Source organism: Ideonella alba (assembly GCF_018069875.1).
GTDB classification, from domain to species: Bacteria; Pseudomonadota; Gammaproteobacteria; order Burkholderiales; family Burkholderiaceae_C; genus Ideonella; species Ideonella alba.
The window spans coordinates 30,572-56,008 of sequence record NZ_JAGQDF010000006.1 but is presented as its reverse complement, the minus strand read 5'-3'; the positions used below and the strand labels follow the sequence as shown (position 1 = coordinate 56,008).

Sequence of the window (25,437 nt, the reverse complement as noted above, 5' to 3'; positions counted from 1 at the left end):
TGCCCGCCCGTTCCATCGACTCCCACCACCCTCAGCAAGGACTCTCCACCATGACCCGACCGATGAAGACCATGGCCGAGCTGCGCAAGCTCACTGACCAGGCCGGCATGCCGGCCACCACCACCAACGCGCCTCCAGGCGCCACGGCCGCACTGGCCACGCCGGCCGTGCAGCAGCACTTGCGGGACCAGGTGGGCACGCTGGACCTGGGCTGGTGGGGCAACCTGCGCGCCCGGTCCCAGCAGAACCGGGCCGACGGCGAGATGCAGAAGACTCTGATCGAGGCCCGCGCCCAGCAGGCCACCGCGCTGATGCTCGAGCGCCTGAGCGGCGAGGTCGAGCTCATCCGCACCTCGTTCCGCATCGACTTTTCCGATCGCTATGCGTCGCTGGCCGAGAACGCCGCGGCCAGCCAGATCACCGTGCTGCGCAAACTGCGCGCTCTGGAGATGGAGGCCCGCAATCTGGTGCATGTCGACCTGAAGCGCGAGCTGGATGACCTGCAGCAGATGTTGGCCGATGGAGTGATCGACGACACGAGTTTCCAACAGGAAGTGTCCTTTCGCTTCCAGCGCTATGAGGACCTCAAGGCCGACTTCGCCCGCACCATGAACGAGTACCAGGCGACGGTGCAGAACACCTACCGCGCCGGCCAGCGCTGACCGCAGCGCGCCGCTCATCCACCTCGAACCAGACCTGATGGAGCCTCGAATGACCAACCGCTACACCCCACTGCTGCCCTCCGCCACGTCCACCACCGACGACGACGTCCTTGCCGAGGCCGATGCCCTGCTTTCCCCCCAGCGCATGGGCAGCCGTGCCCGGCTGCTGCTGGCCCGCTCGGCCCAGATGCAGGCGCTGCACGGCCAGGCGCTGCAGGTCGTGCGCAGTCAGGCCGGCGCGCTGCCGGTCGCCTCGGCTGCCAACGGCGCCAGTGTGCAGGACGCGCTGGCCCAGTCGGCCGCCCAGGCCGTCGTGGGCAGCCACCATCAGCTTGCCGCCGCGACCGCGCACGCCCACCAGCTGGCGGCGGCTGACCCGCTGATGGCCCGGTTGCAGGCCGCCATCGACGGTCGCACGCCGGCGCCGGCCGCGCCGCAGGTGGTGGACGTGCAGGCCACCGAGATCCCGTCCACGACATCGTCCACGCCCAACTCGCCACCTGCGCCCTGACCTGCGACCACCCGATCCACCCGCCCCTGGAGACCCCCATGACCGGCCTGTTTTGGAAGCCCCTGGCCCTGCTTGGCGGCCGCAACCTGCAGCAACTGCAGGGCCGCGCCGCCAGCGAGTGCGGCAAGTCCATCGTCGTGGGTGTGCTGTTCATCGTGTCGATGGTGATCATCGCAGTGGGCCATTGGCTCTTTTGGCAGAACCTGCCGGCCACGGCTGGCCACGCCGTGGCGGTGGCCGGCACGGTGGCCGGCGTGCTGGGCGTGATGTATTTGGTGGCTTTGCGGTGCCTGGACTCGATGGGCGGTGCTGCACGCCTCTGTGTGACCACGCTGCTGGGCAGCATCATGGTCGTCAACGCGCTGCTGGCCGGACACGAACTGGTCATCGTCGCCTTTGCGCCCCAGGTGCAGGCCCAGGGCCGGGTGCTGGCCACCAGCGGCATCGACCATCACGCCACCGCGCTGGAGAAGAGCCTGGGCCTGCCCGGCCTGCGCCAGCAACTGGGCCAGACCGACGCCGCTGCCACCGCCGCCCGCGCCGAGCGCGCCCGCCTGCCCGACGCATTGGTGCAGTTGCAGCAACAGGCCGATGCCTGTGATGGCACCGCCCGAGCGCTTCAAGCCCGCATCCCGTCCGACATTGACGCACCGGGCTACCAGACCGCCCGCCTGGCCTGGCGTCAGCAGCAGGTTCGCTGCAGCACGCTGCGCCAGCAGGCCGCGCAGGAACTGGCACAGCACCAGGCCCGGCTCGACAAGGTCCTGGCCGACCTGACTGCCACCCGCAGCAGCCAGGCCGAGGCCCTGCAGCGCGCCACGGACGAGCACCGCACCACCATGAACGGCGACAAGGTCACGCTCACCACCAGCGCCACCACCGGCTTTGCGCGCCACCACGCCCTGTGGGCGGCAGTGGATGCAGGCAGCGTGCCGGCCTGGGCCATGCTAGGCCTCATGATGCTGGTGTTCCTGGGCGACTGCTTCTGCTTCGTGATCAAGCTGCTGGTGCCTGACGACGCCGCCACCGCCGACGCACGCCAAGAGGCCGATGGCCAACGGCTGCTGGATGCGCTGCATGTGGCGGTCATGCGCCGCCAGCGCCAACTGGTGCGGGAGGCCGTGCGTGCACAGGATGCAGAGCTACGGTCAGACCTGGAACGCCTGGTGGCCGATGCCGTCGGTCCGGAGCTGGTGCATGGCGCCGGCGTGCAGGCCTTCAGCAGGGCATCACGGCGCCAGCGCCAGGCGCATGCGGCGGCTACCGCAGTTGGCGCCCGTGCGCCGGCGGGCGACACAGCGGCCGTGGCGGCGGCGGCTGCAGCCACTGCCGCAGCCCCAGGTGCCGGACCGACGCCGGTTCACCTGCTGGCGCGGTTGGCGCGCATCGCGCGGGTCGTCGGCGTAGGCCGGCACGCACCGATGCAGCCGGCGCCCGGTCGCGCCTGAGTTTGGGCGCGGCCGCGGAATCTGGCATGCTTCGGGCAGCCCGGCAGGACAGACCGGAATTCAGGAGGGAGCGATGACTATCGACGTAGATCCATCGGCGTTGCTATTGCGCCTGGCGCCGTGAAATAGGAACAACAGGCGCTGGCCACAATTCCCGCACTCGACCCGTCCCATCGCACTCCATGTCGCCCGACGAGATCCTCCGCCACTTGGCCACAATCCATCCTGCGGCCCAGCGCCCCGGTCTCGCGCTGCAAGCCCTGCTGCCGCGCAGCGGACCGCTGGCGCCACCGCTGCTGGACTTGGCCTATCGGCTGCCAAGGTTGCCAGGCGTGGCGGATGGCGCTGCGAAACTGCAGGCGGCCTTGTCGGCGCTGAACGACGTGCCGCCGCCGATGACGAACACCGGCACCCTGCTGGCCTGGGCCGAGCCGCCCGCCGTGCAGGTGCGGCGTGTGGTCGATGCCGTGCTGGCCGGTGCCAGCGGCCAGCCGGTGGCGGACCTGGCGGTCCGCGCGGCAGAACGCGCCCGGGAAGATGGCTTGCAGTTCGGCCTGACGCCGCAGCAAGCCGCGCATGCTGCGCGCGCGGCCGCTACCAGCCTGCACTGGCTGGCCGCCGCCCACCCCGGGGCCGTCGGTGATCGCGGCTGGCAGCCGCCCGCAGCGGAAGAACACTGTAGCCTGCCGCTGGCCCTGCTTGACAGCGCCGGCCGCGGCGTGGCGGGCTCGCTGGTGCTGTGGCGCGTGCGCCAGCCTGGCGCGCGCCTGTGCCTGGCGCCGGCACCGGCCAGCACGTTGCTGCTGCGCGCGGCCACTGCGGAGCACATCGACAAGGGTGCCACCTGGGATGCCGCGCTGGCCAATGTGTCCGACCGCTTGCACTTCCTGCTGGATTCGGCAGCCAGCACCGTGCCCGCCGGCCACTCACATTTCAACGACACTGCCATTGCTTGGAGCGTGGCCCTACGGCGTGGCCAGCCCTTGGACGTGCTGCAGGGCGACTCGGCCGGTGCTGCACTGCTGCTTGGGGCGGCCTGGCTGCTGCGTCGCCACTTGCAGCCGAGTTGGCGCAACCTGCTGCTCCGTCTGGTTGCCAGTGACCTGCACGGCACCGCCTGCAGTGCGGCGTTGGGCCACGGCATGGAATTGAAGCCAGTGGGCGGCGCGGTGGAAAAGGCCGAAGCCCTGCACGATCTGGCCCGCCTGGTGACCGGCGAGCACGGCGCGCCGCGGGTGGTGCTGCACGTCAGCCGTGGCCAGGCCCTGCCCGACATGCCCGACGGCATGGTGTCGCTGAAGCAAAGCCACACGATGCTGGCCTTGCTGCAGAAGGTGGTCCAGGCCGCTGACCCGCTGGAGCCGGAGCAGGCGGCCCTGCTAGACATCCTGCGCGACCGCGATCCCGATGCCGAGGCGCCGCTGGCGGTCGATGCGTTCGACAGGGCCACCGACCCGGACAGTGCCGGAACCAGCCCCGCCAGCGCCGATCGCGAGACCACCGCCGCCCAGCTGCTCGACGCGGTACACCTGCAGCCCACCAACCGCTTGCGCACCTGGCTGCTGCATTGCTGGGCCAGCTGGGAGCGCGACCTGGGCGGACGGGTGCAGCAGCGCCATGTGCTGCTGAAGGTCAAGCCCGACTTGAAGGGCGAGGGCCAGGGCCAACCGCAACTGGATGACGACAGCGCAGGCACGTTGCCGGGCCTGCTTCAGCGCTTCGACACCCTCAATGCGTTCCATGCCTACACCTTGCGTGGCCAAACGGGAAGCGGCAAGAGCACGCTTCTGCGCCATTACCTGCAGCGCAGCGCCCACCGTCTGCTCCTGGCGTTAGAAGCGCTGTCGTCGGCGCAAGGAGGTCCGCGCATGGACCACACGTCTGGCGCTCTGCTACCCGCCGATGCTTGCGAGCTACCGGTGTACCTGTCCGTGGGCGACATGCCGCGGGAATTGCTTAGGATGACCATAAGTGCTCAGTCGCGTCAGAAGGTGTGGCAGTGGGTACTGACCGTTTTTCGCGAGCAGGGTGCACCTGAGCCTCTGCTTCATTTGCTAGAGGGGCGGGGAGAATGGGCAGCGCTGGGCCTGCGGCCACGACTGCTGCTGGACGACTTGGACGCGTTGGATGTGTCTGAGCAAGAGTACCGCCCCGCCTTTGCCGCGATGGTGCTGGAGGCCGTGAAAGAGCGCTTGGCTGCTTCGACGCCGTTTGTGGCGGCTTGCCGGACAGACCTCAGAATTGAGGCCAGCGGCGTTCGGTTGCTCCGACTCGATGTGCTGCCTTGGCAGCCTCATGAAGTAGGCAAATACCTGCTGCGCCGTCTCGGTACAAGCGAAGGCACCAAAAAGCTAGCCTATCTAAAGCAAGTCCCGGCTGCGTTGGATCTATGCGGATCGCCAATCCATCTTGTTCTCCAGTGTGAACTTTGGGAGCGCGGGGTGGATGTGCCACTCGAAGACATCACCGGTCTGTATGCATGGTGGCTCTGGATGCGTCTCAATCGTGCGCTGTATCCGCCTGATCATGCCTCCATTGCTACCTGCTGGAGCGAATCTCTCCCGCACGATCAAGGCGATCCTGCCAATCCAAAACACCCGGACCACGCCCAGCATGTGCTGCTGACATCCGGCGACCGGGAGGTCATTCAACGGTTTCCAGGCCAAGACTCCGTGATACGGCAGAACCTTCCGATGCAAGGCAGGTTGCTTCGAGAGTTGATGGCAGAGGCCCTGAGGCAGATTGGCCTGGAACAGAGTGGACGGCCTGTTCTCGATCAATCTGTTCCCACAGCAGCCAGGATCCATGAGACCGGATCGGACAGTCATGGACGACCCCGCCCACTAGTCGCGCCAGATTTGCCCGAACCTCTGCGACAGCGCTTCGCCCAAGCTTGCGTCGAATTGGGGATCGTGCAGAAGGACCATGCGGCAAACAATGGCTGGCAGTTCAAGTTCAGCCACCCCGGCTGGCGTGAGTTCTTTGCCAGCCTTGCGTTGCCGTTGATCGCGGGTTCAGTGGTTGCGAACAAGGCAAAGCGCCTTAGTCCGGCGCGAAATCGATCCCCCGCTGCTAGTCGCGGGAAAAGCCTTTCGCGGCGACCTATACTGCCAGGCCGACATTGGTGTGAATTTCGTATTGGCGGTGTCGAATACCGGCTGTTGCCAAGCCGCACTGGTCCAATCCTGCACCCCTCGTCGCGCGGTGCCATGGGCCAATTCGCCAGCGGCATTTCTCTGGTGGTTGATGCCGACGGAAGGGTTTGCGCACAGGCCCAGGATGGGCTACTCCAGATCGCATTTCTCAATCGATATGCACCGTCGATCGAACGCTGGCGCGTACTAGACATTCCCGGAGATCTGAGGCTCCTTGGAATAGCCATGCGAGGAGAGCGACGCGTTGAGATCGTAGCCACAGGCAAGCAAGGGCTGCGGACCATCCGTGCGGAGTATCCCGGAACAGGTTCTGGCTCGCATTGGGTGTCCGATGAAGACGCATCGGGGCCTTGCAGATCCGCCATTTTTCATCGGGTAGGTTCGGCTGAAGCCAAGGCGGTCGTGATCGATGCCGACGGTAGGCCGACCTCCGGTGACGTGTCCTTTGGGCTTGATTCGATCGAGTTCCTCGACGCAGGAACCACTACGGACGCTGGCTTGATCTATGCAGCGATCGGACGTCATGGTGGGGACAGCTGTCTTGTCACGGTGTCGCCGGCGGTATCGTCCTTGCGGCGAGCAGAACTCAGACTGCGCTGCGGGGCTCCGAAGGGCCTTGTGGTGATCCGAAACGGCTTAGCTGCGGACTGCGTGCTGGTCCAAGTGGACGGTAGACTGTTCAGCATGAAAGAACTCCAGGAGATGCCGGAACATGCGCCGAGCTGATTTGATCTCTGAAGTCTCTGCGCGCTTGGGCCGGCGCCGCCTCGTCTGGGCCGGACTGCGGGGTGAGGACATCGAGTCCATTGCAGACCTGCCGCAACTCGCTTCGGCGTACTCCATCATTGGAGCGTATGACCGGCGATCGACAGTGGAAGGCGTCGCGCTGGAGCACCAACTCGGGCGACGAGTCGATCCCGAAGTCTGGGACATCGATGACTTCAGAGGCGACCCTTCTGTCGTCAGTTTTCGCAGATCCTTGTTGCAAGCCCTAAGCGAGCCCAGCGCCCTGCTTCCCTATAGGCCATCGAACTTCCTTTCGGCTATCTGGTTTGCGCGTCGCGACAGATGTATGCACCTAGGACTCTTCGGTGCACAGCAGTTCGCTTTTGAGCACAAGCCATGGGTAGAGACTGCGGTCGAAGGCTTGGGGGTTCCTACGATTCCGTGGGTTTACATCGCTGACGAGGAACAACTTCGGGCAGGAGAGTTGGTGTCCGAAGGGCCTATCCTTCTCAGGCGGAGTCGAACTTCCGGTGGGCAGGGGTTCTTCCGAGCCAACTCCGTGGAAGAAGCGTCGAAGTTCTGGCCGGAGACAGACGAAGCCTTCGTCAGTGTTGCGCCTTACTACAGTGATGTCCTGCCGATAAACGTGGGCGCGGTAGTCTGGAATGACGGTGTCTCTGTTCATCATCCTTCGGTTCAACTGATCGGCATCGAAGGATGTGTCACCCGCCCGTTTGGTTACTGCGGCAACGACTTCGCGTTGGCAAGAGATTTTGACCTTGACCTCTTATCCAGGATAGAGGACTACACGGTGCGCGTTGGGCAATGGCTGCGCTCCAAGGGATACCTGGGAGCATTTGGCGTCGACTACTTGCTCGACAAGTCCGGTGTACTTCGATTCACTGAGGTGAATCCGCGGTTTCAAGGTTCCACTGTTGCATCTGCACGATTGTCTGTCGAGTGCGGGCATCCGTGCCTTGTGCTTGAGCACCTGGCGGCACAACTCGGTGTACCGCTACCTCGGCAGCGCTCCCTTTCTGAGCGGATGCGGGAGACCGCGCCCCTCTCGCAATTGATCCTGCACTGGACTGGGAAAGAGCCGATCAGGATCGATATCGAAGACTTCCTTGGAGGATTGATCGAGTCGGGCGCCAACGTAGACGTGTGCGCACGACCAGATTTTGAAGTTGATAGTGGGGCCACATTAGCGCGAGTGACCGTGAGGACGAGCGTCACGAACACAGGGTTCTCACTGACTGAGCCTATGGAACATGAAGTCCGCTCATCGTTGGAGTCCCTGACTTCACACCTGGCCAGGGGAGGGCGGAATGATTAAGTTCCGAGCAGTCAAGCGCGCGGGCAACTTCTACCTGGATCGAGGTGAGTTCCTAACAAAGAGAATCGAGCTTGCTCGGAGCGAACTGAAGTCATCTCACAGGCTGTGCAACGTCCTCGCAAAGGTAAATGGTCCACTGAAGAGATCGAAGGGGCCCGGTCCCTTTCTCGGCCCAGAGTTGCCTTGGTTGACACTCATCCTGGGAAGTGGCTGTTCGAGCGAGTCCACAGAGGGGGCGATGTGGGTCAGCGCAGATTCGATTTCCAATTCACTAATTGGCAAACCGAATCTACCAGATGGCAAGAGCCCAGTCGAGATCGTTCGCTCATTCGTACACAGTCTCATAAGGCTGCGGGAGCCAAACGTTGCGGAGTCAAAGAATGAAGAACTGACTCACCGTGGCAACTGGGAGACGGTAGCACTTCTAATGCTTGTTACGGCCCTGCTTACCCGGCTGTTTCACGAGGCTGCTGCTCTGCTCGAACGCCCTCTGCATCCAAGGGCTAGCGACAGGATTTTGCTCCAGCGGGGCTTTCGGGACATCGCCCCGCAGCGATATGGAGAGATTCTGGACGGGTTCGTCAAACCGACAAGGATGTACGTCAGGGAATTGCTCCGTCGCGCAGAGCTTGAGGATCTGTCCCCGGCTGTGTACACCATACTTGAAAAGGTGGAGCGGGATCTAAATGGTGTGGATGGCCATTGCATTGATCAAGTGAACCTGCAGATCCTGACCGAGTTCTCCTGGCTGGAACTTACCACTTGGTCAACGGTTTATCCGGGTTGGAGCGACCTGTTGGCAGATCTTGCTCGCCTCGACGACCCAATGGATGGTGATCGTCCATACGGATTTCCGCCACGCCCCAGACTTCGCCGAGCGCAATTGCTGGAGTCGATCGGGAAGACTTACATGCATGTCACTAACGAGTCGTGGCGGATGCGACATGCCAACGAGTCGACGGAACGGCAGAAATTCTTCGATAGCGCTGCCAACGTGTTGATGGCACAGGCAGAACTCAGAAGGCAGATACTCGGCGATACGGATGCAGATGCACCCCCCTTCGCTTGTGCATTCTCAACGTCGTTTGATGTTGAACTGGAGATGGCACTAGCGAGTCGTGATGACGTTCAAGGCTTCATCATTGCTCTGCCGATCTATTTCCAGTCGCGCTCGGCTTTGGCAGACGACGATGATCCGGATACGGCCTCTTTCAGGTGGATAGGAGCGGTGATCGCGCCAAAGGTAGGTACGAAGACAATCGAACTCCAAGACATACTGCGGCCAACAACTTGGATCAGGTTAAGTGGACTGGACTCGACACTTACTGGATGGGAGTATCAAGACTGGCCGTTCGTCATTCACTTGGCAGGAAGTCCGCTTATCGAACTTCCGGACGTAGAGGTGGCCACCTCTCTTTCGCTTCATCAAACGGATCCAGATCAGGCCTTTCATGACGATTGGTCCAAGATAAAGGCAGAAAGGGTCGTGCCCGCTCTGCTGCTCGACGAGTATGACGCTATGCAGCAACACAGCTCAGAAATGTTTCATGTGGGGCCAGGGAGTTCTGGATCACTGGGTTTGCCTGGCACCTTCACGAGCGGGGGAATAACTGGTGTTGCGGAAGAGCGATACTGGATGGTAATGGGAGTGCAGATGGACGACACGGCCGTCCGCCATCGCGTGGCAAGCAAACTGGGTATAGCCAGTACGCAGGAGGTAAGTACCTCGAATCGGATGCCGCTTACTGCAGGCCTAGTCGTGGTCAAGAACGTCGGGCCCGCTGCTCGTGACCTACTTCAGTGGTTTGGCGTCGACATCGTCAAGTCCGCGTGTTCAGGATTCCGCGAAGACCTAGACCACTATGCGGACCATCTCCGAAAGCGCGAGATGTTGACGGCTAGCAAAGATGGATGCGGTACCAGCAAATGAAGACCACGCTCAGCCTCTGGCGAGGATTTTTTCAGAGTCTTGACAAGTGTCCTTGGCCAGGTCCGCGGCCGCTTAACGATAGCGAAACGGACCGTGGATCGTTCGTTGGCCGCAAGCAGGACTCCAGCGATTTCGTGAACAGGGTGAAGAAGCACCGTCTTGTCATTTTGAGTGGGGAGTCAGGCGCTGGGAAGTCGAGTCTGCTCAATACGAGACTTGTCGAAGACTTGCGTAAATCTGGTTACCGCGTTCTAGTATGCAGGAAATGGTCTGACCCGCATCCTGATAGCCCCGACAAAGAGGCCGACAGCTTCATGCGCCGCATCCTCGGTCCTGAAGCGATTTTGCAAGGCTGCCCACTGGACGCGAAGGGCGAGACGGTGTTCGAGCAACTGGACCAACTCGCGTACAAGAAGGTAGTTCTTGTGCTCGACCAGTTCGAACATCTCATCAGGCACCAGCCTGCAATGTTCCGTAAGGTATCGAGTTGGATCCTCGATGCAAACAAAAGAACAGAGTTGAAGATTGTTCTGTCGCTTCGTCTGGAGTTCGTGACAAGACTGCGTCAGATTGAAAGGGATGCCGCCCCGTATAGCATATCAACGAAGGTCTTGGAGCCGCTTCGAGCTGACGAGGACATTCAGGAGATCATTTCCAGCGACAAGGCGGGCACAAGTCAGTACATCGAGAAAGAGGCGGCCAACCGCATCTTCGAACTCTGGCGTGAGTCCGCAAGGGCTCCCGGTATGCGCTGGAACAGCATTGGCCCTCTCCACCTTCAAGCGACGCAATACGCGCTTTACTTTGCGGCCAAAGGTGATGCAGGAAGCGACGCGACTCCCATCATCCAGATCAGGCACGTACGAGCGATGGAGGAGGCAGCTGCAGAACGCGTCGATGCAAGTGGTGCGGCGTTGACGTTGTTCGATTACGGGTTACGAAAGGCAGTTGAGGCCAAGCTCGAAAACTGCAAGAGAGCCTGCGAATCGAGGGACAGGCGTGAAGCGGCCGGATTTGAGGATCAACCCTCGATGCACATCGAGGGATGCGACACTTCGTTCGTGCAGGGAGCACTGGCGCTCGCCTATCGGATCGTTCCGCAACTCTCCAGCGGTGGATACAAACTGGAGCGCGAAGCGTGGGACCTTGCCAGGATGACACTTGGCGCTGAGTTGACCCAACTGATCGATGGGGCAAAACTTGACGGTAAGTCGCGGTCGATTGACCACGAGGCGGCTGCGCTGGTTCACGAACAATTGCTGCACCGGACCGAGAAGAAGTTTAGCGGAGAGGATCTCCTGACCGTTGGCCGGGCGGAGATCAAGCGATCAGTCGATCACCCAGGCTTCAACCCACAGTTCAGCGAACCGACCCTCGCGGCCAAGGAGGAGGGTATCGACGTGCTTCCATGGGAAGCGGATCCGCAAGACGTCACGGCGGGGCCGATGCTCGGAATGTTCCCGGGCGATGTGCTCATTGAGGAGCTTCGCCGCTTGGTATTCGCTCAGTGCTGGCTCGAAGAAGCCATGCTTATTCAAGCAAGTCCCGCAGGCGGCAGCCGAAGGATGCTGGAGTTGATCCATGATGGATTCGCCGACGCTCTTGAGTCATGGGCGCGCCGTAGACGTTCCGACGCTGGAGCAGCACTTCATTTGCTGACTGCGGCGAAAGGGCGCACATTGGACTGGCTTGGCCGTGATACGGAACCGCTGCCTTTGCGGAACGAGTCAAGAGAACATGAAGTTTTCGTCAATCTGCGTTGGAAGGACTGTCAGGTCACCGCGGATTTCGTAAGGATCGTCTTCGTCAACTGCGATTTTCGTGGAACGGGATTCCGAGGCTGTCGTTTTGAGGGCGTGGTGTTCGTCAACTGCCTGATGGACAACGTGACGTTTGAAGGGTGCACGATTGTCGGCGGTACGAGCACGGTGATACCGAACCCCGACTTGAAGGACGACCGGCTGCCCGCGTTTCGCGTGTGCGCCAAGCGTGCGACCGTGGACGAGTTGACTCACTATAGAGAACTGCAAGTCGAGCAGGGCGGCCGCCCCCCCGAGTTGGATCTCTTCTCTCGCACCTCCGGCCTGAGTGCGATGCCCTGGCGGAACGGGTTCGTTGCCAAACACGACTGGTGCCTGGAAGATCACGGGCTGTCAATGTTCGGTGGGCGCTTGAGTTCCCTGATGGTCAGGGCATGCCACTTTGTAGACGGGGGCACTCTGGCTCTTCGCTTCATCGCCGGTTCGTCGTTGGACGTCGTTGAAGCCAGCGATTGCGCCATCGACATTGTTCAGAGCGCAATTCGTGGCCTCACGGTGACCAAAGCCGTCGATTCGCCGGCTACTCCTAAGGTGTCAGTGAGCCTGAACGACTGCGTCGTTGCCAATTGTTGGTTCGGTGCGAATCTGCAAGGTCGTAGTGAGTTTCAGAACTGTCAGGTATATCAATTGTGCACCCTAAGTGATCCTCGTCTATTCGATATCGATCTCTGCGACAGCCTCAGAGTCGGCGTCACGAATGACTTCATTGGAACGTTGGCACGATTGCCTATGCCCCCAGAGCCAGATGAAGTGCTCAAGAAACTGAAGGCGATGGATTTTCGAACTTACCCAGCGCGGCTTGAGTTCGGTATTGCCGCAGACGTCCGCGTAGATAGTTAAGCAGCGGAGGCGTCGCCCATCGCCTCCAAGACTGCCATTCTGACGTAGACGCCGTTGTCGCTCTGATTGAACATTTTGATTCGATCATCGCACCGAGCTTGCGAATCGATTTCGTCTATTACTGGCATTGGAGACAATACGACAGCATTCTTTGGCAGGCGCTTCATGACGTCGCTAGTGACGCGCAAAGTGTCTCGTACGTCCTCGGGAATGGCTTGATGCGGGATGCCGGTAACGTAGAGCACGTCAACGTCCGAAACCTCGCTCAGTTGGCAGCGGTCGAGGATCGGATCTGGATTGCCTGCAAGGACAGGATCCATGAGGGCGGGCACGGAGATCAGAGACAGCTTCCTCGGTCGTCGACGGAGTAGCAACCTAGTCAGGCTTCGGGCACTTCGCATACGAAGGTCGCCACAGATGGCGATGTGTAGATCCCCGACTCGACCGCGCTCTTGTTCCATCGCGAACACGTCAATGAGGGCCTGCGTTGGGTGTTCGGCAAGCGGGCCTGCATCGCCTCCGCTGATGACGGGGACCGGTGAGCTCGAAGCGACTGGTCCGACTGGTACAGGAAGCCGAGTGACCATGAGATCGACCATGCCTCCCGCAACACGAAGCGTGTCATCGATGCTCTCAGCCATGGACACTTCGCTGGCACGCTGCTCAAACACAGACACGCTTTGCCAGCCGAGTCGAGCGCAAGCAGTAGCGAATCCCACTCGGGTCCGCAGCGAAGTTTGGAGGAACAATAGGCCTACTACCCTTCCGCTGAGCCTGGATGAGCGGGCGGCATCCCGAGCTCCGGTGCGGAACTGACGCGCGCGTAAGAAGATGGATTCGAGTTCAGAGTCGCGAATGTCGTCGACGCTGACAAGGTGGCGTGGCATGACGCGATTCCGTGGGTATTTCAGACGAGGAAAGGCTGACCGTGGCTGTGGTGCCCTGAGCCTTGAGAAGTGCTGGCGAGTGTGAGCGTGTTGTGCGTACATGGTACGCAACTCGGTCCTAAATGTGCGCTTCCTTTGTCAACGATCTCCATGGCCGAAAGGAACACGCTCTGCATCAAATCTGCGCTGGGCGGTGGCATGGCTTTCAACGGCGTCGTTGGATCCGGTCTGAAGGGGCTGAGCACTGGGACGCCCCCTCGCTCAACGATGGCCTGTACACCGTGCAGGGTTTCTTCAGGCGGTTCAAGCCCTACCATCAGCATCGAACGAACCCGTCCCGCGCCCAGTGCAGTGGCGGAGTTTTCGATGAAGTTCAGGTAGTGATTGCGGCCCTGGCGGAACTTCTGAGGCATGAATCGCCGAGCCGCGTAGTCGGAGAATAGTTCCAGATTGATGGATAACTGGTGGACCCCCATAAGTCCCAATTCCTCGACGTTCAGTAGATCATCGACCGGAACCATCATGATGTCGATATCAATTGAAGGAAAGCTTGTCAGGATTGCACGGTAGACTTCCTTTAGCCATCCGATATCTGCGGATCGGGGCGTTCCCCCAGAAATGAGTAGATGGCGTGCAGGTTGTAACGGGTCGGCGATAGCGCGGCCTACTGCATCGACCATCGCTGGAATGGGTTTTTTTCCATACCGAACTCCATACGGAACGTCGCAGAATTTGCACACCATCCCACATCCGTGGATGGGTGAAAGGCGGGCCCGATCGCCATGTGTGACTACATAGTTCGTGAGTGGTAGCCCATCCGCACCCACCTGCGAGTGAAATTTGGGCTGAGGCCAGTACTTTGCCCGGCTCTCCAATCCATTTCCCCTGACAACGAATCCGTCGTTTCCGTGTTCAAGAAGATACGGCGAATTCACTACGAAGTTCGGATTGAAGATAGATACAGGAGCGTTCACCCAAACATTGTCTTCAAGTCGAAGAATGATGCCGCTCGTAGAGGCAAAGTCGTCAGAAGATAGCGCTTGTCCTGCTGCGGCTTGCTTCAACGCTTGCAGTGCATCACGAGTGATTGAAAGCCCGTGTTCGAAAAGTTGGAACTTGAGTCGCTGTGCGCTTGTTAGTTGCATGATTCACTTTGATTTCTATGTATTGAGTAGCATCTCGGGCTGTTTATCATGTAGAGCGCCACTTAGGTCTTTCTCGCAATCAGTGCCAAGTGAATATACATGCGCTGTCGCTTGTCTCTATCCCAGCCTAAGCTGATTTACACCCCGGCCAGTCTTTGTCAGGCGGTCAAGAAGATGGCGAGCCACGATGCCAGATAACGCGTGTTTCATCGGTGGTGTCGTACCGCTCGCGATTGGGCGGAGGCTTTGAGGTGCTGTAGCCGAGGGCCAGGACTCCCACAAGGTCCTTGCGAATTCCTAGTCGCTTGGCTATAGCCTTCTCGGCGACGCAGATATCGCCCATGAATGAAGCTTGCAGGCCCAGAGCGTTCGCCGCTAACCACATGTTCATAAGCGCTGAGCCGATTCCCATCACTTCGAACGTGTAGCCGACGAGACTTCGGCGTAGGTTGTCCTGAGGAACTGATGCCAAAGTCGCCCTGCCTCTGCTGAACGCCCCTAAGTTCTCGATGAATATCCCCAAGGGTACAGCGGCAAGTGTGGCGGCGGACTCGGCAACGGAAGAGGTCCAGTCGGCGCGGGGCCTGCCTGTCTCGGGATCGTTCGGCACATAACTGTCAGCACCATCAGCGGAAACTACCGCCGCTGCCAACTCCCTCAGTACAGTGCGATCCGACAAAACATGAAAGCACCACGGCCGCGCGTTCTTCGACGACGGTGCTGATAGACCGCAGCGCAGAATCTCTTCGACGATGGCGTCCGGGACGGTTTTGTCCAGGTACTCGTCCCGGACGCTTCGTCTGGATAGAATCAGCTTGGTTAGTTCGCTGCTGGCTGATGCTGTCAAATCGGGACCTGAGTTGATTTCGGCCATTGGGCCTCCGAAAGGGGTTTGTGCCACAGGAAAGCAGCTTGGATATGCAGGTAGAGGAATGCTAGTATTCTGTTAGATTCCGTCTTTCGACTGAATGTGCTGACATTGCGCGCCGCCGTACCCCAGCGTTTGCGAACTGATGTGGAACTAAAGGTGCGTGGACTAGCGAATGCCAAGCCAATACGTCACCTCAGATTTTTTCGCAACACCACTGAACCGGCCGCCGCGCCGCTTGATTGACCTCGTAACTTGGAATTCGATTGGGGCGTGAACCGTTCCATCTTGGCAATTTCCCCATCACTCAGACGAGATCGAACGGAACGCTCGCCGTGTGGTTGCCCGATCGCGCGGCAGCAAGATTGGAGGTGGCGGCTTCGAAAACATCGTTCCGCCAAGGCTGACTGAGCTCAACCAGCGACTTGAACTCTGCTACTGCGTCCTCAACAGGGCCGCCTGCCAGCCATTTGGCGAGGGCGAGTCCCCCTCTCACTTTGGCGAAGCTGCGAGTGCCGCGATCGCAGAGATCGAGAGCGCGCTGGTACCAGACGATCGACTCTTCCCAGCGCTCTTCAATCCGATAGAGGTACGCCCTACGCTCTGCCAATATCCGGTCCACCAAAGCAGCCTCTGGCGGGCCGTCGACCGAACAGGCTCCGGCAATCGCCCCCATTGCATCGAGCACGGCGTGTGCGCCCCTGTAGTGTTTACGCGATACCAACATGAAGAATGCCGGCTGTAGCGAGAGGCAGAGGCTCCTAAGGTTGCCGGTCAGTGATGCAGCAGCGACATGCCTAGCCTGCCACTCACTAGCCAAGCCTTGCTCCGAGCGGTAGGCCGAGATCCGTGCATACCTTGCAACTTCGGCATCGCTAGGGCGTAGAGCTTCCTGATCCGCAGGCCATGCATGGCCTGCGCGATCAAGCAGCTCGGCGTCGCCCGCCTTTCCCATCTCGAAGAGACGCTCGGCCTCCGACGCAGACATCGACATCCGAATTTCTCCGTGAGTGCACGCAGCCAGTATTCTGACATCGGGCCACATGATGAACCCACTTGGCGGTTGAACTGCCTCCGAAGCGGTAAGCCGTAAGCCGTAAGCCGCGGGCCAAAGCGCTTCCACTTTCACAGGATGATGGCCTTGTTGAGCACCTGGTTGCACGGCAGCCCTGCGTACGCGGCGAGAGGGTTGATCTCTCGAGCTAGGTCGGATGAAAGTCTTTCAACTTCCTTGTACAGATTCGCCAGAGCATCTGCCTTCTCAGGCTTGTCGAAGATGCGCCGAGATGCATCCGGAACCAGCAGGACGTCACGGTATGCAGGAAGGTCAAGCAGGAACTTCAGGTGCGCGCGCACGCGTTCGACCAGAAGCAGATCAACCCCGAACGGGACCACCAATTCCTGATCTGTCATGTGCCAGGCGATGGCTGCGATGTCATAGCTCGACAGGTCGATGGTCTTGCTGGCGTCGTACCGAAGGTTCTTCATCAGGCGGATGCACTTCCGCAGTCCCCCACGGACGGCGATGCACTTGTCCTCGATGAGCCCGATGTGCATGAACGGGCGGTTCTTCATGCGCTGGGCGGCCTTGCTGTCGAAGACGTAGATGTCGCGATACCGCTTGTCCCCGGTTCTTTTCCAGTCAAGGGTGTCGTGCCAGTGGGACGGGATGACGTCGACCGCGCGCTGGAGCGAGCCGCCGGTCAGGGTGATCGCCTTGCTTGGTGAGGAGTCGACCTTGGCGCCCCAGAAGCGGCGCTCGAGGATGGCAATGCACTCCTTGCGAAGGTCTGCGAGTTCTTCCGCCGGCGCCTTGCCTGGCGCGTCAAGGTAGGTGTACGCCGCCTGTGCGGCCGCTTCCACGGTGACGAACCCATCGTGCAGGACCAGCAGGTCGATGTCGCTGTTCCCACGAACATGGACGTCGAGTGGCACCGAGCCCTGGTAGTCGAAAACCGCCGGAATGCCGGCCGTGCTCAGGCCTTCGGCCAGGCGATCCCGCACGCGGTTCCCCTCGGCGTAGGACTTCTGGGTGTATTCCGGGTCGACGGCCTGCATGGCCCCGATCGCGTACTTGACCGCTTCAGGCTCGGCCAGTTGCTGGAACTTCTCGAGCTTGCTCGTGCCCGTGATCGCCTCGACAAAGTTGTAGACCCCGTCTCGGCTGTACAGGCCCTGGCGGCGGTCTTTCAGCCGCTGGATCTTCTGGCTGTAGTTCATGGTGGACGCTCCCTTGCGTTTCGAATATTGCGACTGTCGTTTGTTTCGACTATGATGTCAAGGCATCCCGGAGACCACCATGACCACCAACGACCTGTCCCGTACGACCTTGCCACTTGCGCAAGAGGTGCAGGCCGCCGCCAAGGGCCAGCGTGCGCTGGCCGCGTACCTCGCGACGCACGGCGAGATTCAACGCATTCAGATCTATGACGAGAAGAACAAGGCGCACCAGGTTGAGCTGCCGACCTCCGCGCTGAGGCTGCTTGTCGACATCCTCACCGAGCTCGCCGACGGCAATGCCGTCAAGGTCGTGCCGATCCATGCCGAGCTGACCACGCAGGAAGCGGCGGACCTGCTGAACGTGTCGCGCCCCCATCTCGTCAAGTTGCTTGAGGAGGGCGTTCTACCGTTCCACAAGACTGGCAAGCATCGGCGTGTGCTCTTCGCTGACCTGATGCGGTATCGGGATGAGCGGGAGACGGCCAGCCAGGCGGCGATGGAGGCTCTGGCGCAGCAGGCCCAGGATCTGCGCATGGGCTACGAATGAGGCACTCGAACTTCACCGCGGTCTACGACGCCTGCGTGCTCTATCCGGCGCCGTTGCGGGACTTCCTGATGTGGCTCGGACTGTCCGGCCGCTTCAGGGCGCGGTGGAGTTCTCAGATCCATGAAGAGTGGAAGCGCAGCCTGCTGCGCGATCGGTCTGATCTGACGGCTGAGCAGTTGAACAGGACTTCGGCGCCGATGGATCAGGCCATCCCGGATGCCCTGGTCACCGGTCACGAGGCCATCGCCGAGAACCTGCGGCTGCCCGATCCTGGAGACCGGCATGTCCTTGCTGCGGCAATCCGGTGCGGCGCCAGCGTCATCGTGACCTTCAACGAGAAGGACTTTCCGGCCGACGCGTTGGAGCCGTTCGGCATCGAGGCGCAACACCCGGACTTGTTTGTCGACAACCTCTTCGACCTCGATCCTGCCGCCGTCATCGCGGCGGCGCAGCGCCAACGCCGCCAGTTGAAGAACCCGCCCATGACCGTCGATGCCTACCTCGACGTGCTCCTGCGGCAGGGACTTGCCCAGACGCCCCAGGCGCTCGGCGGCTATCGGGCCATCCTGTAATGCTCAGCCTGATCATGAACTGCGGCCGGTTGGGATCTCCTCGCACGGGCTGGGGAGCTCGCCAATGGGTCTAGCCTCCCGGCTGTTCAATGGCGCGGCCGATCAAACGCTCTACACGAGGGTGACTCCATCACCCGAGCAGGTCGAGTTTCTTCGGACGCAGTGGAACGAGCTCGCCGACCACCTCAGGCGCGAGCTTTCGCAGCAGCACGGCTACGCCATCAGCACCTGGCTGCAGGGTTCGTACAAGTACGCCACGCTCATCAAGCCCGTTCACAAGGGCGAGCGCTATGACGTCGATCTGGGCGTGTACTTCGAGTGGGACCCCGACGAGCAGGACATCGAGCCAACGCCGCGCCAGTTGAGGGACTGGGTTCAGCGAGAATTGCACGCATACCAGGCAAGGACCAACACGCTGGTCGAGGTGGTCGAGCCACCGAAGGACCGCTGCTCGCGCGCCGTGTACGAGCAGCAGTTCCACATCGACACGCCGACGTACCACCTCGACCGTGGGCGAGACCGGCGTCGGCTGGCACATCTGCAAGACGGCTGGGAAGACCGGGATCCCAAGCCCTTGTACAAGTGGTTCAAGGATGTCGCCGATGGCGAGGACCGGGACCAGATGCGACGCCTCATCCGGTATCTGAAGGCCTGGGCGGCCGTCGGGTTTCGTGATGCGCCGGATGCCAGGCCCTCTTCGGTCATGCTCAGTGTCCTGGTCGCGGACAGCTACTGCGCCTTCATGCGCCAGCTGGGGCGTCTGTGGGAGCGCGAGGATGACGACGATGCACTGCGCACCGTGATTCGGGATGTCCACGAAAGGCTCCTCAACGATTCTGTCGTGCCCAACCCCATCGACAAGACCGAGAACCTGAATCGCATCGCGTCGGACCAGTGGGATGCCTTCCTCAGCCGATGGCAAGCCCTTCGTGATGCGGCGGAGGCAGCCTCAACAGCGGAGGACGAGGTCTCCGCCGCATTGGCGTGGTCGCAGGCCTTCTCGTTCCTGATGCCGCTTCCCGAAGCCGAAGAAGTCGAAGTCGTCAACCCGGCGGGCCGGGCCTTGATGGTCTTGCCCGAGATCCGCGTCGACGTGTTCGCGCGCAAACCGCGTCGACACATGGCCAGCCACATGAACGGCGTACCCGGTGTCGCGCGCGATTGCGACCTGGTCTTCACGATCACGAACCCGCACGTCGTGCCTGACATGGCGACGGTGGAGTGGACCGTCCGCAACGAGGGCCAGGAGTCGGCGCTGATCGGCGACCTTGGGCATCGCTGGTCAGCGGCACGAATGTTCAGCGTCGAGGAGAAAACGGCCTACGTCGGCGTTCATCACATGGATTGCGTGGTTCGCATGAACGGCTCGGTCTATGCCGTCCGCCGTGTGCCGGTGACGGTCCGGGACATCAAGCACTTGGCTGCGCCAAGCTCCAACAATCCGGCCTGGCGGCGCCTCAAGAGCGCGAAGAAGCGCTGGTAGGCTCCACGCCGGAGATCCCCATGACACCACACGAATACGCCATCATTGGCCACAAGCGCTCGGAGATCGGCCGCTGGCTGGGCTTCGCCTCCGTGGTCCTGGCGCCGATCCTCACCAGCATCGTCACCTGGGCCAGTGGCTGGCCGGTGCTGACGGCATCCATCCAGGCCAAGATGGTTGCTTTCACGGTGTCCACAGGACTCGTGTACGCCGTTCTCTACTGGGCTTTCAACCGGTACGTGTGGCGCTGGCTGAACAAGCTGCTGGGCATTCCTGACCTGAGCGGCACCTGGTCAGTCACCGGCAGATCGCTCACGCTCGAAGGCGAGTTGAAGTTCGACTGGGCAGGGACAATCAAGATCACCCAAAAGTGGGATCGCATCGCGATCGAGCTGAAGACCGGTCAATCAGGCTCGTTCAGCGAGACGGCCTCGGTGCTGCTCAAGCACGATGGTGCGGCGAAGCTGTCCTACAGCTACCAGAACCACCCGAAGGCCGGGGAGCCGGAACTGCAGAAGCACCAGGGCTTTTGCGAACTGACCTTCGACGAAGCGCGCGGGACTGCTGAAGGGCACTACTTCAACTCGCTGGGTCGCTACTCGTTCGGCCGCATGACATTAACCCGCGCGGCGGATCCAGCCTGACTCGAGGGCCGACGGGCCTGCTGGTCAAGGTGTTTGCAGTTCGAGGATGTGCATCAGCACGTCAGAGGCATGCTCGAAGTTCGGTTGCTGGCCCTGGATGCCGTAGGCCCACTTCACGCCGTGGAAGAGGTTGTTGCGCAGGCGATAGGCGATCATCAGCAGCGCGAGAACAACGTGTTCGATGTCGTCGTCCTTGCCGCTGAGCACGGCTTCGACGAGAGGGCGGAGGTCATTCTTCCGCCAGAGCAGATGCTCGAACCTCTCGTTGAACACGCCGCCCTGGAAGTAGCGATCCCGAAAATACCCAAGGCTCTTCTCAAAGCGGTCGTACCGCAGAAGGCCTTGCCCGTTCAGTGCCTTGGCAGCTTCGGCCAGTGACCCCGGGTTCGCGTTGCTCTGCAGCATGCGACCCTCCATCGCACTCCACAGCAGGCTGAAGTTGGCGATGGCGGACCGCTCCTCGTCGCTGAGTTGGGCATAGCCGGGCACCAGGGTACGCAGGAAGTCGGTGGGGTCCATTGTCAAATTCTCTCTCGCATTGACCAGGGCAGGGCGCAGCACGTTGGAGAAACGGGGCGGGGCAGGCGCGGCGCCAGCGCCTTCGCCACCGTGTCGAGTTCAACTATTTCAACTTCAACAACTTCAACCGCACAGGTCCCATCCGGCGAGCGGCTTGCCACTTGGACCGTTGAAGAAGTTGAAGTACTTGAAGAAGTTGAAGTTTTTGAACTACTTGAGATGAAGACATCTGGAGGAAAGCCAGCCTCAAGCTGAGGGATGCTGCTCGAACACGGTGAAGTTTCCGCTGCCGGGAAAGACGTCTACCGCATCGACTGTGGCGGAAGGAGGTCCACGTTGAGGTCGGACCAGAATTTCGCTACAGCTGAAAACTAGAGTACGGTCGCCCGTGACCAGGCTGCTGAGCAGCCCAGGAGCACGAGCGATGAAGAAGAGCAAGTTCAGCGAAGAGCAAGTCGCCTTCGCGTTGCGGCTGGCCGAATCGGGTACCCCTGTCGGCGATGTCTGTCGGAAAATGGGTATCAGCGAGGCAACGTTCTACGTCTGGAAGAAGAAGTACTCCCAGTTCGGGGTAACGGAGCCCCGACAGTTGCGGCAGCTCAGCGAAGAGAACGCCCGCCTGAAGCGGCTGGTTGCCGATCTGACCTTGGACAAGCAGATCCTGCAGGAGGTCATCAAAAAAAAGATCTGACGCCGGTGCGCAGGAAGGAGATCGCCCATTGGATCCAGGACAGGTTCCACGTCAGCGCGGTAGGTTCCTGTGCACTGGCGAAGATCACGCGCGCCAGTTGGTACTACCGAAGCCGAGCCAAGGATCAATCCGCCTTGACGATGCGTATCCGCGAGATCGCCAACGCCAGGCCTCGGTTTGGCTACGAGCGCATAACGGTCATGTTGCGAAGAGAAGGCTGGCCAGTCGGCCGAAAGCGAGTGCGCAGGCTGTACCGACAGGAAGGCCTTCAGCTGCGAATGCGCTGTCGCAGACGCAAGAAGATGAGCCTGCATCGAGGGCCGACGCCCCGGCCAACTGGGCCAGGGCAGTATTGGGCAATGGACTTCGTGCACGATCAACTGGTCGACGGCAGGAAGTTCCGGGTGCTGACCGTGGTCGATAAGTGGAGTCGCGAAAGCGTGCTGCTGGAGGTCGATTTCGTGCTGACCGGAATGAGCGTCGTACGGGCGTTCGACCACCTGTCCAAGCAGCGGTCGTTGCCCCAGGCGATCACCGTAGACAACGGGACGGAATTCACGTCCAAAGTCATGGACGAGTGGGCATGGCGTCACGGTGTCCAGCTCGACTTCATTCGGCCCGGCAAGCCCGTAGAGAATGGCATGATCGAGTCATTCAACGGGCGGCTGCGCGACGAATGTCTGAACGTCAACGCGTTCACTTCGATCGACGATGCACGGCAAAAAATCCACTAATGGGGCCACGACTACAACGAGCACCGGCCCCACAGTTCCCTCGGTCACCTGACCCCGCGGGAGTTCATCGAACAAGGTCAGGACAACCCGTCACAGGTGGGCCGACTCCAGTTCAAACCTGTCTGAGATCTGGTCCGACCTCAGGTGCTGGAAGCATCGCTTCCAGGTTGCCTGCCCAATTGGCTGGGTTTGGCTCATTCCTGAAGCCGCTCGCAATCCCGAAGCGCAGCACTCGCTCAATCTGGCCACGCAGCTTGGTTGCCGTTGCGAACTTGGTCGTCCAAAGTGGCTGCAAGATGGATAAGACGCCTTCTGCCGTGATCGCGCGCACGTCCCGGCGCCCAAGCATCGGGAAGGCGTAGCGCTGGAGTTCCTGCAGTACCCGCGCTGCATGGCGAGCATTGCATCCGCCATTCAGTTCTGCCGCGACGTACGCTTCTGCACAGGCCTTGAAGGTCACCATCTTGGCTTCGGCTACGCGACGTGCTGCACTGGCCGCTCGGCGTTGGAGAGTTGGGTCGGCACCTGAGCCGACCTTTTCGCGGAGGGCGCGCGCTTTCTCGCGAGCGCGGTTAAGGGTGACGGTTGGAAAGGCTCCGAGGCCGAACTCCCGTCGACGCTGGTTGGCCGTTATCCGCAGCAGCCATGACTTTGCTCCTGTGCTGGTGATTTGGAGGCATAGGCCGGTGACCCCTCCCACAGCATGGGTGCCTGGCGCCACAAGAGCTCTTAGCTCAACCTCTGTCAGCTCTCGAGCAACGATCGGCACAGAGCCTACCCGCCTTCCCACCCACCATCACTACATCACTCTGGCTTGGTGGGATGCTGTCGGCAAGCGGTCGTAGAGGACGCGCTTCTGGGTTGCCAAGTTAAGGCACTTTTCATAGGTGCCAAGGCTGTTGAGTGCTGCACACGGAAGAGGGCTTTGGCACTCATCAACCGCATGTGTTTTGGAGGAGGCGGTGGGATTCGAACCCACGGACGAGTTACCCCGTCGTCAGTTTTCAAGACTGATCCATTAAACCGCTCTGGCACGCCTCCAGTTGCGGAGATGATCGGCAAAGTTGCGGAGACGATCACTCCTAAGCTGGCGTCAACACTCAATTTTCCAAACCCATGCACCAGCTTTCAAGACTGGTGCCTTAAACCACTCGGCCAGCCTTCCCCGGACATCAGCATCGTAGTGTACGTTCCGCCCGACCCGTCGGGCGCAATGGCCCAGGACCGCATCGATAATGGCGCCCACAAGAAGAGGGGAGGCCAGCATGCTGCTTGCAATCACGACGACCCATCGTCCGGCGACCGACCTGGGCTACCTGTTGCACAAGCATCCCGAGCGCGTGCATTCGCGCCGCCAGTCCTACGGCGTCGCCCATGTCTTCTTTCCCGAGGTCAGCGAGGAGCGCTGCACCGCGGCCCTGTTCGTCGAGGTCGACCCGGTCGGTCTGGTGCGGGACCGCAAGGGGACGTCGGCCAGCGCCGGCCTGATGGACCAGTACGTGAACGATCGGCCGTACGCGGCCTCGTCCTTGCTGAGCGCGGCGATGGCCGACACCCTGGGCAGTGCGATGGGTGGCCGCTCGGCCGACCGGCCCGAGCTGGTGGGTGTGCCGCTGCCGCTGGTGTTCTCGCTGCCGACCCTGCCGTGCCGTGGCGGCGAGCGCCTGCTGCGCGCGCTGTTCGAACCGCTGGGCTACGAGGTCGAGGCGCGGCAGTTGCCACTTGACGAGCGCTTCCCGTCCTGGGGGGCCAGCCCCTACTTCAGCGTGCAGCTGAGGACGACCGCGCCGCTGCACCTGGCACTGACGCATCTGTATGTGCTGATTCCGGTGCTGGACAACAGCAAGCACTACTGGGTGGGCGAGGACGAGGTGGACAAGCTGCTGGCCCGGGGCGAACCCTGGCTGGGCACCCATCCGCAGCGCGACCTCATCGTGCGCCGCTACCTCAAGCACCGGCGCAGCCTGGCCGACCTGGCGATCGACCGCCTGGTGGTCTCGGACGGCAGCACCGCCGAGGATGCCGCCACCGCGGACGGCACCGACGCGCCCCGTGGCGATGAGCAGGAGCACCGGCTGGAGCGCAGCCTGTCGCTCAACGAGCGGCGGCTGGAGGCCGTGGCCGCGGTGGTGGAGTCGCTGCAGGCCAGCAGCGTCATCGACCTGGGCTGTGGCGAGGGGCGGCTGCTCAAGCAGCTGTTGCCGATGAAGGGCGTGGTGCGGCTGACCGGCATGGATGTGTCCCACCGCAGCCTGCAACTGGCGCGGGAGCGACTGAACCTGGACCGCCAGCCCCAGATGCTGCAGGACAAGCTGAGCTGGCTGCACAGCTCGCTGGTGTACCGCGATGCCCGCTTCGCAGGTTACGACCTGGCCACGCTGGTCGAGGTGATCGAGCACCTGGACGAGCCGCGGCTGGGCATGCTGTCGCGCGTGGTCTTCGAGTTCGCCCGGCCGAAGGCGGTGGTGGTGACCACGCCGAACGTGGACTACAACGCCCGGTTCCCGGGTCTGCCGGCGGGCCGGCTGAGGCATCCGGACCACCGTTTCGAATGGTCGCGGCCCCAGTTCCAGGCCTGGGCGCGCCAACAGGCCGATCACTTCGGCTATGCGGTGCGTTTCGAGGGCATTGGCGATGCGGATGCCCACCTCGGCGCGCCCACCCAGATGGCCATCTTCACCCTCCAACCCTGAGGCAGG

Annotated in this window: 19 protein-coding genes, 1 tRNA gene and 1 pseudogene; 13 read left to right on the top strand and 8 right to left on the bottom strand. The window is 61.5% G+C overall.

Annotation, left to right across the window (positions count from 1 at the left end; genetic code table 11):
• Positions 1-50 precede the first annotated feature (50 nt).
• The 7 genes from KAK07_RS11855 (at position 51) to KAK07_RS11825 (ending at position 12,428) form a co-directional block, all read left to right on the top strand.
• Complete coding sequence (locus KAK07_RS11855; RefSeq protein ID WP_210860955.1) at positions 51-662, top strand: hypothetical protein; 612 nt, start codon at positions 51-53, stop codon at positions 660-662.
• A gap of 49 nt (positions 663-711) precedes the next feature.
• Positions 712-1,173, top strand: a complete 462-nt coding sequence (locus tag KAK07_RS11850) for a hypothetical protein (RefSeq protein ID WP_210860953.1) — start codon at positions 712-714, stop codon at positions 1,171-1,173.
• A gap of 38 nt (positions 1,174-1,211) precedes the next feature.
• Positions 1,212-2,621, top strand: coding sequence for a hypothetical protein (locus KAK07_RS11845; protein WP_210860945.1), 1,410 nt, complete (start codon positions 1,212-1,214; stop codon positions 2,619-2,621).
• Positions 2,622-2,803: 182 nt separating this feature from the next.
• Entirely contained in the window at positions 2,804-6,502 is a 3,699-nt protein-coding gene (locus KAK07_RS11840) for a hypothetical protein (RefSeq protein WP_210860943.1), read from the top strand.
• Positions 6,489-7,838: an ATP-grasp domain-containing protein gene (locus KAK07_RS11835; RefSeq protein WP_210860940.1), complete on the top strand. Its 1,350-nt coding sequence runs from the start codon at positions 6,489-6,491 to the stop codon at positions 7,836-7,838. The genes KAK07_RS11840 and KAK07_RS11835 overlap by 14 nt, the downstream gene beginning before the upstream one ends.
• On the top strand, positions 7,831-9,768 hold the full coding sequence (locus tag KAK07_RS11830) for a hypothetical protein (RefSeq protein ID WP_210860939.1): 1,938 nt from the start codon (positions 7,831-7,833) through the stop codon (positions 9,766-9,768). Before KAK07_RS11835 ends, KAK07_RS11830 begins: the two co-directional genes overlap by 8 nt.
• Positions 9,765-12,428, top strand: coding sequence for an nSTAND1 domain-containing NTPase (locus KAK07_RS11825; protein ID WP_210860937.1), 2,664 nt, complete (start codon positions 9,765-9,767; stop codon positions 12,426-12,428). Before KAK07_RS11830 ends, KAK07_RS11825 begins: the two co-directional genes overlap by 4 nt.
• Here the strand turns inward: KAK07_RS11825 and KAK07_RS11820 are convergent.
• From KAK07_RS11820 to KAK07_RS11800, 5 genes are all read right to left on the bottom strand, one after another.
• Positions 12,425-13,315, bottom strand: coding sequence for an aspartate carbamoyltransferase (locus KAK07_RS11820; protein WP_210860935.1), 891 nt, complete (start codon positions 13,313-13,315; stop codon positions 12,425-12,427). The genes KAK07_RS11825 and KAK07_RS11820 overlap by 4 nt on opposite strands.
• 20 nt (positions 13,316-13,335) lie before the next feature.
• Positions 13,336-14,460 (bottom strand): radical SAM protein, encoded by a 1,125-nt coding sequence (locus KAK07_RS11815; RefSeq protein ID WP_210860933.1) that lies wholly within the window; start codon positions 14,458-14,460, stop codon positions 13,336-13,338.
• A 166-nt stretch (positions 14,461-14,626) separates the two neighbouring features.
• On the bottom strand, positions 14,627-15,334 hold the full coding sequence (locus tag KAK07_RS11810; protein ID WP_210860931.1) for a nitroreductase family protein: 708 nt from the start codon (positions 15,332-15,334) through the stop codon (positions 14,627-14,629).
• Positions 15,335-15,635: 301 nt separating this feature from the next.
• Positions 15,636-16,322, bottom strand: a complete 687-nt coding sequence (locus KAK07_RS11805) for a hypothetical protein (RefSeq protein ID WP_210860928.1) — start codon at positions 16,320-16,322, stop codon at positions 15,636-15,638.
• Between the two features lie 131 nt (positions 16,323-16,453).
• On the bottom strand, positions 16,454-17,548 hold the full coding sequence (locus KAK07_RS11800) for a nucleotidyltransferase family protein (RefSeq protein WP_210860927.1): 1,095 nt from the start codon (positions 17,546-17,548) through the stop codon (positions 16,454-16,456).
• A 79-nt stretch (positions 17,549-17,627) separates the two neighbouring features.
• Here KAK07_RS11800 and KAK07_RS11795 point away from each other — a divergent pair, with 79 nt between their 5' ends.
• The 4 genes from KAK07_RS11795 to KAK07_RS11780 all read left to right on the top strand — a co-directional run bounded on the left by KAK07_RS11795 (position 17,628) and on the right by KAK07_RS11780 (position 20,794).
• On the top strand, positions 17,628-18,095 hold the full coding sequence (locus KAK07_RS11795; RefSeq protein ID WP_210860924.1) for a helix-turn-helix domain-containing protein: 468 nt from the start codon (positions 17,628-17,630) through the stop codon (positions 18,093-18,095).
• On the top strand, positions 18,092-18,667 hold the full coding sequence (locus KAK07_RS11790; RefSeq protein WP_210860923.1) for a PIN domain-containing protein: 576 nt from the start codon (positions 18,092-18,094) through the stop codon (positions 18,665-18,667). The genes KAK07_RS11795 and KAK07_RS11790 overlap by 4 nt, the downstream gene beginning before the upstream one ends.
• A gap of 64 nt (positions 18,668-18,731) precedes the next feature.
• Positions 18,732-20,150, top strand: coding sequence for a CBASS cGAMP synthase (locus tag KAK07_RS11785; protein WP_210860921.1), 1,419 nt, complete (start codon positions 18,732-18,734; stop codon positions 20,148-20,150).
• A gap of 20 nt (positions 20,151-20,170) precedes the next feature.
• Positions 20,171-20,794, top strand: coding sequence for a Cap15 family cyclic dinucleotide receptor domain-containing protein (locus KAK07_RS11780; RefSeq protein WP_210860919.1), 624 nt, complete (start codon positions 20,171-20,173; stop codon positions 20,792-20,794).
• Positions 20,795-20,818: 24 nt separating this feature from the next.
• On the opposite strand, the gene KAK07_RS11775 is transcribed toward KAK07_RS11780, so the two are convergent.
• A complete protein-coding gene (locus KAK07_RS11775) occupies positions 20,819-21,313 on the bottom strand; it encodes a hypothetical protein (protein ID WP_210860911.1) in 495 nt (164 codons plus the stop codon).
• 424 nt (positions 21,314-21,737) lie between these two features.
• On the opposite strand from KAK07_RS11775, the pseudogene KAK07_RS11770 reads away from it, so the two are divergent.
• A pseudogene (locus KAK07_RS11770) lies at positions 21,738-22,864 on the top strand (IS3 family transposase).
• Here the strand turns inward: KAK07_RS11770 and KAK07_RS25960 are convergent.
• Together KAK07_RS25960 and KAK07_RS11760 are read right to left on the bottom strand one after the other, a co-directional pair.
• Positions 22,851-23,507 (bottom strand): tyrosine-type recombinase/integrase, encoded by a 657-nt coding sequence (locus KAK07_RS25960; protein ID WP_510602683.1) that lies wholly within the window; start codon positions 23,505-23,507, stop codon positions 22,851-22,853. The pseudogene KAK07_RS11770 and the gene KAK07_RS25960 sit on opposite strands and share 14 nt — an antisense overlap.
• A gap of 182 nt (positions 23,508-23,689) precedes the next feature.
• Positions 23,690-23,779: transfer RNA gene (locus KAK07_RS11760), tRNA-Ser, on the bottom strand.
• A 224-nt stretch (positions 23,780-24,003) separates the two neighbouring features.
• On the opposite strand from KAK07_RS11760, the gene KAK07_RS11755 reads away from it, so the two are divergent.
• Positions 24,004-25,431, top strand: a complete 1,428-nt coding sequence (locus tag KAK07_RS11755) for a 3' terminal RNA ribose 2'-O-methyltransferase Hen1 (RefSeq protein ID WP_210860907.1) — start codon at positions 24,004-24,006, stop codon at positions 25,429-25,431.
• The last annotated feature ends 6 nt before the right edge of the window (positions 25,432-25,437 follow it).